This is a genomic window from Bacillus sp. AR8-1, from assembly GCF_008042345.1.
Taxonomy (GTDB): Bacteria; Bacillota; Bacilli; order Bacillales; family Bacillaceae_G; genus Bacillus_A; species Bacillus_A cereus.
This window is the reverse complement of the sequence record NZ_QNUB01000011.1, coordinates 25,078-41,270: the sequence shown is the minus strand read 5'-3', so window position 1 is coordinate 41,270 and position 16,193 is coordinate 25,078. Positions and strand designations below refer to the sequence as shown.

Sequence of the window (16,193 nt, the reverse complement as noted above, 5' to 3'; positions counted from 1 at the left end):
TATTTTATTATTTTATATTTATAACAGAATAGAGGTTTAAAAATGGGTGTTAAAATCATTACGGATAGTGCGGCGGATTTACCAGTAGAATTGCTGCAAGCATATGATATTGATTTAATTCCACTCCGTGTATATGATGAAGCAGAAACAGAGTATTTAGATGGAGTAACATTAGAGTCAGTTACATTATTGCAAAAAATGAGAGAAGGCGCTGTTTATAGAACGTCATTGCCTTCACTTGAAACTTTCCAAGAAAAATTTGTTTCTTATGCAAAAGAAGGTAATCCTTGTATATATTTAGCTTTTTCATCTGAACTGTCTGGTACATATCAATCATCAGTTGTCATTAAAGAGGAAGTAAAAGAAACATATGTAGATTTAGATTTAGAAATTATTGATACGAAATGTGCTTCGCTTGGTCAAGGTCTTGTCGTTTTAGAAGCTGCTAAAATGGCAAAAGATGGCGCATCAAAAGAAGATATTTTAAACCGTGTCGCTTTTCTAATGAACCATATGGAGCACATCTTCACTGTAGCTGACTTACAGTACCTTGTTAGAGGTGGACGTTTAAGTAAAGTAGCTGGTTTTATCGGTGGTTTACTAAACATTAAGCCGATCTTAAACGTGGAAGAAGGAAAACTTGTACCACTTGAAAAGGTACGAGGAAAAAAGAAAGTATTAAGCCGTATTGTTGATATTATGGAAGAGCGTGGTAAAGACCTTAAAGGTCAAACAATCGGTATGACTCACGGTGACGATTTAGAAACAGCTGAAGCATTAAAAGCATTAATTACGGAAAGATTTGGCTGTGAAGTATTTATCGTAAATACAATTGGTGCAGCAATCGGAGCACATACAGGACCTGGCGTTATAACGTTATTTTTCTTAAATGAAGTAGAGTAAAGGATTGATCTTTTGATCAATCCTTTTTTATTTTTTAATCTGTGATAATCGGTCGTTATGGTATTGATGAAGATAAAACCTTTGAAGTTTTCCTATATCAAATGCAATCTTGTAGAGGGAGTATTTTTTATATGTGGAATGATACTTAATGGTAGAAGAAAAGAGTATAAATAAGAATGTATTTATAGGAATCTGAATATTTAATGATATCGAAATTTTGTCATTTCATATATAATTGTGTAGGGAGAAATATCTGTAACTATTTGTAAAAATAGGAGGCGGCTATAAAAATGCAAGAAATTGCTAGATGGGATTTAAATCGACTGTATTTGAATGAGGATATTCTATTTCCGATTTTGGAGTTGAAAGAGCAATATTTTGTAACAAAAGATGTAGAGATTCTTTCAAAGCTTATACAAGTTATTGAAAAAGCAGAATACTATTTGTACTGTCAATCGGTTGAAGAAAGTGTTTCATCTGACCTTACTAAATTGACTGTGAAAGTGAAGGAACTAAAAAGTGAAGTACAGCAAGTAATAAAACATAATGAAGTGGAAACTTCAGATAATACTAAGTTAATAAAAGATGAACTTAATGCGTGGGAAAATATGTACATACAATTACGGGATAGGATAGAAATAGCGCGCAATAACAAACAATTATCATTTGGACAAGCAAATAACATTGCAATGAATAGTGATAATGAAAAGGAAAGATTAGAATTATTCGAGTTACTTACAAATGCATTAAATAAAGAAAAAGAAATCTTTGCTACTGTATTAAATCAAATAGGGAGATTACGTAATATAAAGAGTAATGAAATAGAAGATAGAGAGATTTTAACACAATCTTTTCATGCGAATGGCATTTCAGAAACTGTATTATTACAAATGTGGAATGTGACAGAAGAAAACCTTGATAAATTAGTAAGTGCTTTAAGCGTGTATAAGAAAGGGAAAGCTTCGATTACATGGCATGAACTTATGACAGTAAAGGAAAGTAATGAGGTTACTATTCCTTTTTCAGTAGCAGTACAAAACGTTTATGATGCATGTAAGAATATTGATGAAGAATTAGCAGTATTTGCACGTAATGCGATAGAAAGTGGATGGATAAATGCTGAACCGAGAGAGAATAAACCACCAGGTGGGTTTTGTGCTCCATTTTTCAGTGAGAAAGAATCGAGAATCTCCATGCGTTATGATGGGAGTATAGATAGTGTAAGAGTGCTCGCTCATGAATTAGGACATGCTTGGCATTTTTATAATATGAGTTTTGAACAATCTACATCTTTTTTAGATGATTATTTGCCGATGAGTACGGCTGAATCAGCATCTATTTTCTTTGAAACGGTACTCTTAAATTATCTAATTGAAACAACTGATAGTAAAGATATGAAAAAGGCATTGCTTAGCTGGAAAATAAGAAATAGTTTTAATTATGTAATGGCAATACGAGCATCGTATCAGTTTGAAAAAACATTTTATGAAAAATGTAAAGAGGGTCCATTAAGTGCTGATGAAATTGAGAAATTATCTATAATGGCACAAAAAGAAGCATATGGAAATTCTTTAAGTGAATACCAGCCGTTTGTATGGATGAAATATATTCAATTTTATATAGCAGATGTTCCTTTTTACAATTATCCATACACATTTGGATATTTAGTAAGTTTTAGTTTATTAGAAATAGCTCAAGAAAGTAAAAGTACTTTTCATCCAAAATATAAAGAGTTTTTAAGAGAAACAGGAAAGGCTCCAGTAGAGGAGCTTATGAAAAAATATTTTGAAATAGATATAAGAAATTATGAATTTTGGAATAAGGCTTTTATTCAAATTTCTAAAGACATTGATGAATATTTGCAGCTTATGTAAGGGGAGAGTATAGTGGATCAACAGTTTATAAAAGGTATACCTTTTTCAACTTTAGAATATGCAAAAGCTATAAGTTTATTAAAAGGTTGGATACATGAACAACAAGAGAAACCAAGGTTTGTAGTAACTGCAAATCCTGAAATTGTTATGTCTGCAAAGGAAAATACGGAAAAATCAAAGCAGTTTAAAAAGATGTTACTATCTGCGGATTTAATAACAGCGGACGGGATTGGTGTCATAATTGGCTCGAAAATATTAAAAGGAACTTTGAAAGAACGTGTTACTGGGGCGGATTTAACTCACGATTTAATAAAATATTGTAACGACAATGAATATCGTGTCTTTCTTTTTGGAGCCGCTCCAGAAAGTAATAAAAAGGCATTAGAAAAATTAAATGAGCAGTTCCCAGGAGCACAGTTTAAAGGACAGCATGGATTTGTAAATGGTGAAGAAATAGAAAAAATAAAAATAAAAATTAAGCAATTCAAGCCGCATTTACTACTCGTAGGACTAGGTTCACCAAAACAAGAAGAGTTCATCTATGAAAACATACAAACATTAAACGTTCCGCTATCTATTGGTATCGGAGGCATGATTGATATAGTATCTGGTACTGTAAAAAGAGCACCGAAAATGATGAGGGATACTGGAACTGAATGGCTGTATAGGTTACTCTCACAGCCGAAAAGATTGAAGAGGCAACTTGTACTTCCGAAATTTTTATTGTCGGTTATGTTAGAGAGAGTGAAAGGAATGCCAAGCTAAGAAAGGACAAGTAAGATGATAGAGCCGTTATCTAATGAAAAAGCTACAATGATTTTTCAAGAGCTGAAAGTAGAATGTGAAACTTTATTTGAATTTAAAATTCGAAATGCAATACCTATTCATCGTGGTTGGCTAAATTTGAAGTGGAAACTCGAAACGGATGCAGGGGATTTTGTATTAAAGCAATATAATCAAGAACGGTACAAAATGTATAACTCAGACCTTTTAATACAAGCATTACAACAACAGCAAAGATTACATAATAATGGTGTAAGTTGTCCAAGGGTATTAATTTATAAAAATAATGTAATGCATATATCAAAAAGTGATGAAAGATTTATAGTATTAGAACATAAGGAAGGTAGCTTAGTTTCACCAGGAAAAGTGAATCAAAAGGAAATTCACTCTCTTGGTCAGACGATAGGTTATATGCATAACTTGTTAAATGATGGCTCTTTAATAAAAGGAGAAAATCCTAAATTTGTTCCACCTACTAAAGAGGCGAGATTGAAACATTGGGAAGAAAAAATGAGAGAAGTAGAGAAGCTAGGAAAAGAGCACATTCTCTCTTATATAAAATTACAGCAAGAAGCAACACAATTGGTAAATACAGAACAATTTCATAATAGCCAACGGGGATGGGTGCACCGTGATTTATGGGTAGATAATTTCTTGTTTCTTAATGATAAAGTATCAGCGATTCTTGATTTTGATCGCATGGATTACGATTATGTAGAGTTAGATATTGGCCGTGTAGTTATATCGTGCGCATTAAGTGACGGAGTATTAAATAAGAGTCTTGTTGCATCATTTTTAGAAGGGTACCGAAATGAAGTAGACTTTCCAGTAGGGAATATTGTTCGGGCAATTCAAATGCTTTGGTACATGGAGAGTACTTGGTGGATCCATGCCAATATGGATCAGCATAGTGTACCACCTTCACGCTTTGCAGATGAAATGAATTGGATAGCTGAAAATTATGGTGTATTACATAATATATTGGCCGACTTATAAATAAAGAGGAGACTACATACATGAACAGAATCGGCATTATTGGAGCAATGCAAATTGAAATAGATTTACTTTTAGAAAAACTAGTTATACAAGAGGAACAGACAATAGCGGGAATGCCTTTTTATATTGGAGAATTCATGGGAATAGAAGTAATTATTACACGTTCTGGTGTAGGGAAAGTAAATGCAGCTGCATGCGCGCAAACATTAATTCATAAATTTGATGTAGACTCTATCATTAATACGGGCGTTGCTGGCGGATTACATTCAGATGTAAAAGTCGGCGATATAGTTATTTCAACGAATGTTACTCATCATGATGTAAGTAAAACTCAAATGAAAAACTTATTTCCGTTCCAAGAGGAATTTATTGCAAGTAAGGAATTGGTAGAGTTAGCACGTAAAGCTTGTATTAGTAGTAGTTTACAGAGTGCAGTTCATGAAGGAAGAATTGTCAGCGGTGAATGTTTTGTTGAAGATTCAAAGTTAAAGGCGAAATTAATAGACGAATACGCACCTCATTGTACAGAAATGGAAGGGGCAGCAATTGGACATGTTGCCTATATAAATGATATACCGTTTCTCATTATAAGATGTATTTCTGACAGCGCAGATGATGAAGCTCAAATTTCTTATGATGACTTCGCGAAAACTGCTGCGAATTATTGCTCAGAAATTATTATTGAGATGCTTAAAAATATAACGAGTAAAACTGTACTATAGTTCAAAAGGAGAGAATGGGATGTTACAAGCATTAATTTTTGATATGGATGGTACGTTATTTCAAACAGATAAAATTTTAGAATTATCATTAGATGATACTTTTGATCACTTAAGATCATTACAATTATGGGATACAGTAACACCAATTGATAAATATAGAGAAATTATGGGTGTGCCGTTACCGAAAGTTTGGGAAGCTTTATTACCAGACCATTCTATTGAAATAAGAGAACAAACAGATGCATATTTTTTAGATAGACTTATTGAAAACATAAAAAGCGGAAAAGGCGCTTTATATCCAAATGTAAAAGAAATATTTACATATATAAAAGAAAATAATTGTTCCATTTACATTGCTAGTAATGGTTTGAAAGAATATTTACGAGCAATCGTAACTTATTATGCTTTAGACAAGTGGGTGATTGAAACGTTTAGTATTGAACAAATACAATCGCTAAATAAAGGTGACTTAGTTAAAAGTATTATGAACAAATATGATATAAAAGAGGCAGCGGTAGTTGGTGACCGGCTATCTGATATAAATGCAGCGAAAGACAACGGTTTACTTGCAATTGGGTGTAATTTTGATTTTGCGCAAGAAGATGAACTTGCTCAGGCTGATGTAGTAATAGATGATTTAATGGAGTTGAAGGGGATATTACCTGCTGTACAGAGGTAAATAAAGTGTGTGCGTTTTTTGCCAAGTCCTATATGTCTTAGTTTATGGAGGGAATATGATTAAAAATAATTTTAAAATTAGTAATATTCCTGCGGTTTTATGGGGAGATAAGAGTGATAAAATTTTTATTGCAGTACATGGAAATATGTCAAATAAGGAAGATACAATTATTCAAATATTAGCTGAAGAAGCCAAACAAAAAGGTTATCAAGTATTAAGCTTTGATTTACCTGAGCATGGAGAAAGAAAAGATGATAATACTCCTTGCAAAGTACAGATTTGTGTTAGTGAATTATCTATAATTATGAATTATGCAAAAGAACATTGGAAAGAAATAAACGTGTTTGCATGTAGTATGGGAGCGTATTTTAGCCTTTTAGCTTATCAAAATGATGTGGTAGAAAAGGCATTATTTTTATCACCAGTAGTTAATATGGAACGAATTATCGAAAATATGATGAAATGGTTTAATGTAACACCAGAGCTTTTGCAAAAAGAAATGACTATAGAGACACCTATTGGTCAAAAGTTATATTGGGATTATTATGCTATGTAAAAGAACATCCTATTAATATATGGAATATAGATACATATATTATGTACGGAGCCAAGGATGAACTGTGCGAATTTGAAACTATTAACTATTTTACAAAAAAACATCGTTGTGAATTAGAAGTTATGGAGACAGGTGAACATTATTTTCATACTGAAGAACAGTTAAAGATATTTGAACAGTGGTTACACAAACATATCGATTAACAAATTACAATTTATTTTGAACCTGTTAGAGAAGAATGAGAAATATATAAACTTATAGTATATTTGAGAGAATTTATAAATGGTGAATGTATACACTTAAACAACTTTAAAGAGCCTTATCACACACTAGATTGTAGCAAGGCTCTTATATTTTCATAATAAAATTAATCAACTGTATTATCGGTTTAGATATGAAGTGAAGAATACGCACGCTATAAATTACATAAAGTAACAACCATAAAAATGCTCAGAATAAATGATTCTCGAGCATTTTATATATTTTCGTACTTAGGGGGAATGGACTTGAAAGATATACATATTCAACAAATAGAAAATTTAATGGGATATGAATTCAGTCATCTCGTTCAAGACAGTGAAGAAGAAGGTTTTAATTTCCTTATAAGGCTAATAAGTGAATATAAAAACGAAATAAATACATTCAATAAAACTGGAGAATGTTTATATGGTATTTTTCAAGGTGATATGTTAATTGGAGTTGGAGGTTTAAATGAGGATCCGTACACAAAAGACAATAAGATTGGGCGGTTAAGGAGATTTTATATTTCAAGGGATTATCGGCGTTTAGGGTTAGGGAACTTATTATTAAACCAACTATTATGTCATGCGGAAAAGTATTTTGAAGTGATTGTTTTACATACTGACACGAAGCAAGGGGATGTGTTTTATACTGCGAATGGATTTGTAAAAGGGGGATTATATAAGGGATCGAGTCACTACAAACTATTATAGAGATTGCTATCCAAATAATAGCTACGAACAGGTTTTTTGTTGGTAAATCGATATATCTTAAAAATCGCTGATATATGAAGTTGCGATCCTTATATTAAAAACCAACTTTTATAATTTCATTTACTAAATTGTTATTATAAAAAAGAGCACCTTAGCTTTTAAAATTTAGCTTATAAGGTGACTCCTTTTCAGTCAATTACGTTTTAACGTTCATTTGTTTCAATAATAATCCTGGTTTACCTTTTACATAATAAAAATGCGGATTATTTTCATCATCATAAAGCATAATATAAGGCTTTTCATTTAGTGGGAGCAGTATAAGTACTTCGTCTATTGTAGTGTGTAACCATTGATTAGTAATAGAAACCGGCTTAGATAATGGGATTTTTATCATATAGCCATCTTTTGGAACGACATTTAAGTTTTTAAATGGACCAGTAATTGCTTTAGCGTATTGAACTGCTTCTTTTTGGACTATTGGATCTAAAGATTGTTTTTGAATGACCATTTCTTTTTGACAATCAAACACTTCAATTTGTTGATTTGTATTTGCGAATGCATTTGTTGATAATAGAAATAAAAGAAGAGAAATGACCCCGATTTTTTTTATCATAATACAACACCTCACCATTACTATCCCCTCAAAAGCTTTAAATATTTTTCTGTCACATTCATGTAACAAAGATGTTGTATGATACAATTGGTTTTTGTTTAAAAGCAATGGAGGAAAAAATATGAAAGTTTTAATTGCAGATGACGAACAAGATATGTTAAGAATTTTAAAAGCTTATTTTGAAAAAGAAGGCTTCGAAGTTTTATTAGCGAAAGACGGAGAGGAAGCACTTCAAATGTTTTATGATGAAAAAATTGATTTAGCAATTTTGGATTGGATGATGCCGAAACATAGTGGTATTACTGTCTGTCAGGAAATAAAAAAGAATTCAAGCGTGAAAGTATTAATGCTTACGGCGAAAAGTGAAAGCGAAGATGAATTAGCTGCGCTTCAAAGCGGGGCAGATGAGTACGTGAAAAAACCATTTCATCCAGGAGTACTAATTACGCGAGCGAAAAAGCTTATTCAGCATGATGATATTATTCAAGTACAAGATGTAAAGATAAATTTCGCCAAAAATAAAGTATATAAAAATGATATAGAGTTAGAAATTACAAAAACAGAGCTCGAATTAATAAAATGCTTTTTAAATCATAAAGGAACGATTTTAACTCGTAAAAAATTGCTAGATATTGTATGGGGATTTGACTATTTTGGAGAAGAGAGAACGGTTGATACACATGTAAGAAGGCTGCGTAAAAAAATTGGAGAAAATATTATTAAGACGCATCGCGGGCTGGGCTATAGTTTGGAGGAACAAAGTGAATAAACTTGGGAAAAAGTTATTTTTAAGTATTTCTGCAACTGTTATTCTCATCTTTATGATTTCATTATTATTCATTAACAATCTCTTACCGAACTATAATATTTATAAAACACGTGAAAACTTAAATAAATTTACAACACAGATACAAAATACAACAGTGGAAAATATAGAGGATGTTATTCATACAATTGAAAGTGAAAATAACGTTACAATTGCGTATACGCCAATTAATCAGTCAGAAGATGCTATGAACGAAGCGTTACGCATGCAACTTACGAAAAAGAAAGTAACTTTAAATAAGCTTTGGATTACGAAAGACGAAGTTATGAAAGTGAAGACGGAAGGGCAATCGAATAAACTGTACGATCAAGGAAAGGTAAAAGCGAGTTTTTTTGCTAAATATATTGCGAAAGATGATACGATAATTTTAATTGGGACTTCCATTGCGAATTCAAATGAAATTATAAATACGTTAAATACATTTTACTTATACATCGTATGTTTCTCGCTCCTTCTTATTATTTTACTTGTGTGGATACTTTCAAAAATAATAACGACGCCACTTAAGGAGCTAAGTGATGTGGCTCAGGATATTTCACATTTGCAGTTTAAAAGAACGAAAGTGAAAACGAATGATGAAATAGGAGAGTTGGCCAATAGTATTAATATCATGAGTGAAAAACTACATGAGGCACATCAAGACTTAACTGATCGTAATGAACATTTAAAACGATTTATGGGTGATGTAACGCATGAATTAAAGACACCGATCGCATTAGTAAAAGCATACTCTATGGGGATTAAAGATGGATTAGATGATGGGACTTATGTAGATACAATTATTAAACAAACAGATCAAATATCAAACTTAATTGAAGAACTATTACGATTTTCTAAACTAGAAAGAGATATTTTACAAAAAGAAGAATTCTCCATTGAACCACTGGTCCAGAGTATATTAGATAAGCATCAGATTGACCTGGATTCGAAAGCAATTGACTTACAAGTAAACTGTAATACGGGTGATACAATCGTTTATGCAGATTTAAATAAAATGAGAATGGTATTTCAAAATTTAATTTCTAATGCAATAAAATATACAGCAAATCAAAGCATAATAATTACTTTAGAAGATAGAAATAAAAGTATATATTTTCAAATAAAAAATGGCATTCATACGGATAAAATTAAAGATACCGAGAAAATTTGGGAGCCTTTTTACGTACTAGAATCTTCTCGTAGTAAAGAAAAATCAGGTACAGGATTAGGACTAGCGATAGTGAAAAGTATTTTAGAAAGACATGGTTTTGAATATGGAGTTTCCTCTATAAATGGAGAAATTCAATTTTATATAAATGTGAAAAAGGACTAATGAAAATTTAGTCCTTTTTGCAGCTTTAGAGGTTAGCGATACAGGATGAATCACCAAAATTTTCAAAATTGATGTATTAAATGGAGAATTAGCAAATGTTCTACTTTCATTAAATTCACGTGAAGTTCACAGGGAAACGTTATATTTACATAGTTACATTTGAATTTAATGAAGTGAGGTATTCGGATTTGAAAAGAAAGAAATTAGTAATTGGTAGCATTTTAATGGGGATGACGTTATCTTTATCTGCATGTGGTTCATCAGATAATATTGTAACTACAAAATCAGGAAGCATTTCAGAAAGTGATTTTAACAAAAAATTAAAAGAAAACTATGGTAAACAGAATTTATCTGAAATGGTAGTAGAGAAAGTATTAAATGATAAATATAAAGTTACGGATGAAGAGGTAACGAAACAACTGAAAGAATTAAAAGACAAGATGGGCGATAATTTTAATACATATATGGAATCTAATGGTGTGAAAAATGAAGATCAGTTGAAAGAGAAATTAAAGCTTACTTTCGCTTTTGAAAAAGCTATTAAAGCAACCGTAACGGAAAAAGATATTAAAAATCACTATAAGCCAAAGCTTCAAGTTAGCCATATTTTAGTGAAAGATGAAAAGACAGCAAAAGAAATTAAAGAAAAATTAAATAGTGGCGAAGATTTCGCGGCATTGGCTAAACAATATTCAGAGGATCCAGGTTCTAAAGAAAAAGGTGGAGAACTATCTGAATTTGGACCAGGTATGATGGTGAAAGAATTTGAGGATGCTGCATATAAGTTAGAAGTTGGTCAATTGAGTGAACCTGTTAAATCTTCTTTCGGATATCATATTATTAAGCTAACGGATAAAAAAGAGCTTAAACCATATGAGGAAGAGAAAGAGAATATTCGTAAAGAATTAGAACAGCAACGTATACAAGATCCTCAATTCCATCAACAAGTTACTAGAGATCTGCTTAAAAATGCAGATATAAAAGTATCTGATAAAGACTTGAAAGATACCTTTAAAGAGTTAGAAAAATAATAAATGGAATGTAAGACAATCGATAGAAATATCGGTTGTCTTTTTCTCTATTTTTCCGGCTATTTGCCGGGCAGTAAGACCCCAAAACTCAAAATTCAGCGGAAGCAAAGAAGTTAGGTGGGGGCCCCGCTGCCCGTAAACGCCCGATTGGTGAGGGCTCACTTTATATAGAAGCTGGGAGTGGGAAAATACTTTCACACCTGTATTGAATTTTACTTAATAAGAAATCTTTGAGTTTCTCAACTATTATATAAAAATAAAACTGAATTTTCAGTTATTTTGTTATATAGTAAAAGAGAACGAATAAGGGGAGGGAACATTTTGAGTAAAAAGAAAATGGCAATTACACTGTCAGCAATGCTATCTGCAACAATTATACCTAGCTTTACTATGGATGTGCATGCAGAGAAGAAAGAAGAGACTAAAAATACGAAAATTGAATTAGAAAATGGGATGACAAAGCCGATTTATTCTCTCGATGAAGCCATTATCGAAAATTTATATGTAGAGACAGAAGTTGATAGTGATCGCGACGGTAAGAAAGACAGAGTATCGACAAAAGTTATGCGTCCAAAGACAGATCCGAATGTGAAGGTTCCTGTTATTTATGAAATGAGTCCATATCGATCTGGATTAAAAGATGTTCCTGTATATAATGTAGATGAAGAATTGTATGCGTATGAAGGAAAACCGTATGGAGCGGTTAATCTTGGTTCGTATGGGAACTATTACGTGCCAAGAGGTTATGCAGTTATTCTAGGCGAAAGTATCGGTACTGGAAAATCAGATGGATGCCCTACAACTGGAGATGAACAAGAAATACTCGGTACAAAGTCTGTTATTGATTGGGTAAACGGTCGCGCGAAAGCATTTACAGAACAGGGTGAGGAAGTTCAGGCAAATTGGTCTACAGGAAATGTAGGTATGACTGGAGTTTCTTATAATGGTACACTACCAAATGCTGTTGCGACTACTGGAGTTGAAGGTTTAAAAACAATTATTCCAATCGCAGCAATTAGTAGTTGGTATGATTATTATCGTGCAAATGGTGCAGTAATTGCGCCAGGCGGATATCAAGGAGAAGATACAGATAATATGGCAGAAGCAGTACTGACAAGGGGAAATCCTGAAGTTTGCGGACAAGTTATAAAAGAGTTAACGGCTGGACAAGACCGAAAAACAGGTAATTATAATGATTTTTGGGATAAACGCAATTATGTAAAAGATGCTAAAAATGTAAAAGCAAGCGTATTTGTTGTTCATGGTTTAAATGATTGGAATGTTAAGACGAAGCAGTTCGCGCAATGGTGGGATGCACTCGGAGAAAATCATGTACCTCGTAAAATGTGGCTACACCAAGGTGGTCATGGTGGGACATCTGTCTGGTATACTAATAGCGACAAAGATGCGTATAAATAAAAAGCAGGAGCTTGTTTCAAACAAAAGCTCTTGCTTTTTATAGATTTAGTTGCAGGGAAACTTTACCGTTGAATATGGAAAAGTTTTCTACTACAATCGATTCATAATAACTCTTTTTTCTCATTTAGAAATTGTGTGTAGAAAAGGAGTTGTTTACAGAATTGTTCTCGTTGAGATTCATTCAGGCCTGCGAAAACCGTTTGGATCTCATCGAGAATGGTTTTTAATTGTTCTTCAGATTCCGGAATATTTCTTCCTAAAAGTGCATCGACCGATGTGTTAAAGAAATTGGCGATACGATCTAAGGATTTTAAGTCGGGTTCGTTAAAGTTGGTCTCTAAGTTACTAACCTGACTACGACTTAATTGGACCATATCTCCAAGTTCCGCTTGTGTTAAAGAACGATTTGATCTAAACTTTTTTAAATTTTCTCCAAATGTGTTCATGCCTATATTATAAATAAGGCATTATTTTTAAACTATAAATACCAATAAATTTGGCTTAAATGCAATATTTGATAATTTTTTTGGATAAAATCCGAACACAAACTAGAACGTTAGTTCGTTTAGTGGTAAGATATTCTTGTGGGAATTATGGAAGATTTAGAAAAAACTTTCTCAATATGGTTTAGGGGAAGAGTAAAACGAATGTTCTAAATTTTATGATAAGATGAAAATAATAAAATAAAAGAGCAAAAAGACCCACAGCGTTACAGCAGTGCGGCAACACCACTGTAACGTTTTACCCTATCGTGCGTAGGTAAAACTTTCCATGAGTCAACTTCAAGTATATCATACTTCTTAGTCCATGTTAGCATGATGGTATGTTTTCCTATTGAGAAAAACAGAGGGGGTGTCTTAAGTTCAAGGGAGGGACCGTCGTGCAGAATTGTACAAGCTTAAGTAACATTGTGGTAGAAAAAGATATAACGCCTACTAAACTCTCTAAAATCACAAGTTTATCCCAGTCAAATTTGTGGAAAACAATGAATGGTCAGGTGCCTATGAATTTTTCGAAACTGATGAAAATTTTGGTGAGTACGGAAAACGAGAATGAAAAAATAAAAACAGTTCAAGAGTTTTTGGAATCTACGAAAAAAGAATCGGACATTAGGACAGCCATGTACTACGTGTATTTAGCAGGATATACAGATATATTAAAAGAATTGCTCGAAAGAAAGTGTAAACATACGGTAACAAAGAACTATAAAGATATTTTAAAAGTTGGTTTGGAACGTCAATCTGGAAATCTACGCTCAAAAGAATTTTTTAAGAGCCTAGACAATCTTCGAGCAAAAGTGAATTTAAATAAGGTTAATGTAAATGTTTTAGTAAACTTATTAAGTGTCTATGGGTATTTTGACATGGGGGCTTACAACGTATTTACTACGATGCATGATATGATTAAAGATAAAATATGTGAAATGCCGCAAGGATTAGAAAAAACGTTAATTGATGCCGAATTAAAAGCAATATGTGCATACGCGTATTTAATGCAGGATGAAGTAGAAACTGCAAGATGTTTGCTGTTTGAGGTACTGGGGGTACAAGAAGCCCCACGTTTGTTAAAAGCTACAGCATATAGTGTGTTGGGGGAAAGCTACGTTTTCGAAGATGCGGAGAAATCCGTTCAATATTTTGAAAAGTCACTACAGGAATTGGATAAAATAACAAACAGTAAGTCGCTATTGAAGCGTAAATTAGTTGAAAATACATTTTCGTTTTGTTGTACAATTCATAATTTTCCTGTAAAATTGGAATATATCCATGATAAAGCTGAGCAAGCGCTGCTGAAAATTTCTTTCAATGAGTATGAGGAAGCGGCTAAAATGTTGTACAAAATTGAGAATCGTACAGCTTTTCAGGATCTATACTTAGCTGTTGCTATAGAAAATCCTGAGCTGCGTCAGAAAGCGTATCATCGATTTTTGAAAGAAGGTAATTTATTTTACATAAAAATTTTTGATATTTTAAAATAAGGGGATAGTTAAAATGAAAAAATTTCTAGCTGGTTTGGTTGTTGTTTGTGCTCTTGCGCTGACGTTATCACCGGTATCAAGTGAACTTAGCAAAGCAAAAGTTAAAGAACCTGTACAAATGAGGATGGATCCGGGGACGATCGGCTAACTGTTAAAAGAGAAATGCCACTACACTTTCGAGTGCAGTGGCATTTCGTACGTTATAGGGGTTATTCATTTTCTTTATTTTAACATTTTTGAATAATTAATTGGATGAAGGGGAGGAAATAAGGTGAAAAAAGAGACTGCAAAACAAGAAACAAAACGTTTAATTGAGGAATTATTCGGTGCTGAAAATATAAGTTGTGATATGAATTATCTGATGGGGGAACTTTATAAGCAAGGACAGATTACACAAGAGCAGTACAATCAAATTACAACTATATTGCAACAAAAAAAGGAATAGCATCTGGCTAGTCCTTTTTTACTTATTGCTGCTTTCTTTGTAGGAGTTGTCTTAATAGAACATTAGCAATTTCAGCTTGCTCATCAGTAATTTCTACACCATCAGAATGAAGTCTGCCTTGATCTAAAAAGTCTTTTACATTAAAGTTAAGACCGTTTGGATTTTCTGTTCTTCCTAAGATGAAGTCTGTAGTAGTATCAAATATGTCTGCTAACTGTACAAGAACCTCAGCGTTTGGCTTTCTTTTATTTGTCTCATATCCACTATACGTAGAATCATTTTTACCAATACGATCTGCAACTTCTTGCATTGTCCAACCGCGTCTATTTCGTAAGAATTTTAATTGAGTTCCTATATCCATACTTTTTACCCCCGTTAAATTCTTGTTTTATATTTATTCTTAGTTTTATTTTTATAAATTTTATAAAAATATATAAAACGTTTTTTGTTTTATGTGCTTTGATACTTATAAGATACCACTTTATTGTACAATTACACAATGGTAAATACGTGCATATTGCAAGTAAAAGAGGATGGAGGTTTATAAAAAAGTTGAAATACCACTTTACTTACTTGCATAACGCCAGTATAATGAAAAACATCAAAAGTTGTCTGGAGGTGAACATGTGAAAAGGACTTGGCTAGCAGATTTACGTGGTAAAAAACGTATGTCACAGGTGGATCTAGCGGATAAGGTTGGTGTGACTCCTGGGCATATTGCAGATTTAGAGACTGGTAGACGCGACCCAGGAGGAAAACTAGCCTTTCAAATCGCGATAGTACTTGGGTTCCCTATGGAACATTTTTATTTACCTATCTACTTGCAAAACGCCAGTAAAAAAGAAATTAGACAATCATTTGAGATGGGGTTTCCTTCCAAAGAAAAATTTTTAGAACACTATCCTCATTACGTAGATAAAACTGTAGGGGACTGAGAAGCATGAAGAAAAAGAAATCAGGTTTGTATATTGGGGAAGAAACTTACGGGAGCCGGAAAATTGAAGATGTGTTTAAGGAAGTATATGAACACTATTTCAATGTCAAAGTAACTGTTACACGAAAAAAGAAAGCAGAAGTACAGGTAAGTTAAATCATTGAAAGGA

The 16,193-nt window shown here is 32.7% G+C and carries 18 protein-coding genes and 2 pseudogenes; 17 read left to right on the top strand and 3 right to left on the bottom strand.

Features of this window, described 5'->3' with window-relative positions:
• The first annotated feature begins 42 nt into the window (after nucleotides 1-42).
• The 8 genes and pseudogenes from DN400_RS07635 to DN400_RS07600 all read left to right on the top strand — a co-directional run bounded on the left by DN400_RS07635 (nucleotide 43) and on the right by DN400_RS07600 (nucleotide 7,466).
• Nucleotides 43-903, top strand: a complete 861-nt coding sequence (locus DN400_RS07635) for a DegV family protein (protein WP_000538280.1) — start codon at nucleotides 43-45, stop codon at nucleotides 901-903.
• A 290-nt stretch (nucleotides 904-1,193) separates the two neighbouring features.
• The gene (locus DN400_RS07630) at nucleotides 1,194-2,777 is read left to right on the top strand and encodes a M3 family metallopeptidase (RefSeq protein ID WP_147801618.1); all 1,584 of its coding nucleotides are present in this window, start codon (nucleotides 1,194-1,196) and stop codon (nucleotides 2,775-2,777) included.
• A gap of 12 nt (nucleotides 2,778-2,789) precedes the next feature.
• On the top strand, nucleotides 2,790-3,542 hold the full coding sequence (locus DN400_RS07625) for a WecB/TagA/CpsF family glycosyltransferase (RefSeq protein ID WP_000372650.1): 753 nt from the start codon (nucleotides 2,790-2,792) through the stop codon (nucleotides 3,540-3,542).
• Nucleotides 3,543-3,557: 15 nt separating this feature from the next.
• Nucleotides 3,558-4,556: a phosphotransferase gene (locus DN400_RS07620; protein WP_000572384.1), complete on the top strand. Its 999-nt coding sequence runs from the start codon at nucleotides 3,558-3,560 to the stop codon at nucleotides 4,554-4,556.
• 20 nt (nucleotides 4,557-4,576) lie between these two features.
• Nucleotides 4,577-5,278: a 5'-methylthioadenosine/adenosylhomocysteine nucleosidase gene (locus DN400_RS07615; protein WP_147801617.1), complete on the top strand. Its 702-nt coding sequence runs from the start codon at nucleotides 4,577-4,579 to the stop codon at nucleotides 5,276-5,278.
• A gap of 19 nt (nucleotides 5,279-5,297) precedes the next feature.
• Nucleotides 5,298-5,957, top strand: coding sequence for an HAD family hydrolase (locus DN400_RS07610; protein ID WP_000938413.1), 660 nt, complete (start codon nucleotides 5,298-5,300; stop codon nucleotides 5,955-5,957).
• A gap of 55 nt (nucleotides 5,958-6,012) precedes the next feature.
• Nucleotides 6,013-6,716: pseudogene (locus DN400_RS07605) on the top strand (alpha/beta hydrolase).
• Between the two features lie 303 nt (nucleotides 6,717-7,019).
• Entirely contained in the window at nucleotides 7,020-7,466 is a 447-nt protein-coding gene (locus DN400_RS07600) for a GNAT family N-acetyltransferase (protein WP_000651687.1), read from the top strand.
• Nucleotides 7,467-7,662: 196 nt separating this feature from the next.
• Here the strand turns inward: DN400_RS07600 and DN400_RS07595 are convergent, their stop codons facing one another.
• The gene (locus DN400_RS07595) at nucleotides 7,663-8,079 is read right to left on the bottom strand and encodes a hypothetical protein (protein ID WP_000591761.1); all 417 of its coding nucleotides are present in this window, start codon (nucleotides 8,077-8,079) and stop codon (nucleotides 7,663-7,665) included.
• A gap of 121 nt (nucleotides 8,080-8,200) precedes the next feature.
• Between DN400_RS07595 and DN400_RS07590 the strand changes: the two genes are divergently transcribed.
• The 4 genes and pseudogenes from DN400_RS07590 to DN400_RS07575 form a co-directional block, all read left to right on the top strand.
• Nucleotides 8,201-8,848, top strand: coding sequence for a response regulator transcription factor (locus tag DN400_RS07590; RefSeq protein ID WP_000865984.1), 648 nt, complete (start codon nucleotides 8,201-8,203; stop codon nucleotides 8,846-8,848).
• Complete coding sequence (locus DN400_RS07585) at nucleotides 8,841-10,217, top strand: sensor histidine kinase (RefSeq protein ID WP_065228980.1); 1,377 nt, start codon at nucleotides 8,841-8,843, stop codon at nucleotides 10,215-10,217. The genes DN400_RS07590 and DN400_RS07585 overlap by 8 nt, the downstream gene beginning before the upstream one ends.
• Nucleotides 10,218-10,405: 188 nt before the next feature.
• On the top strand, nucleotides 10,406-11,248 hold the full coding sequence (locus DN400_RS07580; RefSeq protein WP_061660947.1) for a peptidylprolyl isomerase PrsA: 843 nt from the start codon (nucleotides 10,406-10,408) through the stop codon (nucleotides 11,246-11,248).
• Between the two features lie 321 nt (nucleotides 11,249-11,569).
• Nucleotides 11,570-12,628 (top strand): annotated as a pseudogene (locus DN400_RS07575) (CocE/NonD family hydrolase); the annotation flags it as partial.
• Nucleotides 12,629-12,768: 140 nt separating this feature from the next.
• Here DN400_RS07575 and DN400_RS07570 read toward each other — a convergent pair.
• Entirely contained in the window at nucleotides 12,769-13,113 is a 345-nt protein-coding gene (locus DN400_RS07570) for a helix-turn-helix domain-containing protein (protein ID WP_033699282.1), read from the bottom strand.
• A gap of 434 nt (nucleotides 13,114-13,547) precedes the next feature.
• Here DN400_RS07570 and DN400_RS07565 point away from each other — a divergent pair, with 434 nt between their 5' ends.
• From DN400_RS07565 to DN400_RS29345, 3 genes are all read left to right on the top strand, one after another.
• Nucleotides 13,548-14,645 (top strand): AimR family lysis-lysogeny pheromone receptor, encoded by a 1,098-nt coding sequence (locus tag DN400_RS07565; protein WP_147801616.1) that lies wholly within the window; start codon nucleotides 13,548-13,550, stop codon nucleotides 14,643-14,645.
• A gap of 13 nt (nucleotides 14,646-14,658) precedes the next feature.
• Entirely contained in the window at nucleotides 14,659-14,793 is a 135-nt protein-coding gene (locus DN400_RS29790) for a hypothetical protein (protein WP_098655388.1), read from the top strand.
• A 123-nt stretch (nucleotides 14,794-14,916) separates the two neighbouring features.
• Entirely contained in the window at nucleotides 14,917-15,090 is a 174-nt protein-coding gene (locus DN400_RS29345; protein ID WP_098655387.1) for a hypothetical protein, read from the top strand.
• Between the two features lie 22 nt (nucleotides 15,091-15,112).
• On the opposite strand, the gene DN400_RS07560 is transcribed toward DN400_RS29345, so the two are convergent.
• The gene (locus DN400_RS07560; RefSeq protein ID WP_000351123.1) at nucleotides 15,113-15,451 is read right to left on the bottom strand and encodes a helix-turn-helix domain-containing protein; all 339 of its coding nucleotides are present in this window, start codon (nucleotides 15,449-15,451) and stop codon (nucleotides 15,113-15,115) included.
• Nucleotides 15,452-15,716: 265 nt separating this feature from the next.
• Between DN400_RS07560 and DN400_RS07555 the strand changes: the two genes are divergently transcribed.
• Both DN400_RS07555 and DN400_RS29340 read left to right on the top strand, forming a co-directional pair.
• A complete protein-coding gene (locus DN400_RS07555; protein WP_147801615.1) occupies nucleotides 15,717-16,025 on the top strand; it encodes a helix-turn-helix transcriptional regulator in 309 nt (102 codons plus the stop codon).
• A 5-nt stretch (nucleotides 16,026-16,030) separates the two neighbouring features.
• Nucleotides 16,031-16,180, top strand: coding sequence for a hypothetical protein (locus DN400_RS29340; protein ID WP_179953502.1), 150 nt, complete (start codon nucleotides 16,031-16,033; stop codon nucleotides 16,178-16,180).
• The last annotated feature ends 13 nt before the right edge of the window (nucleotides 16,181-16,193 follow it).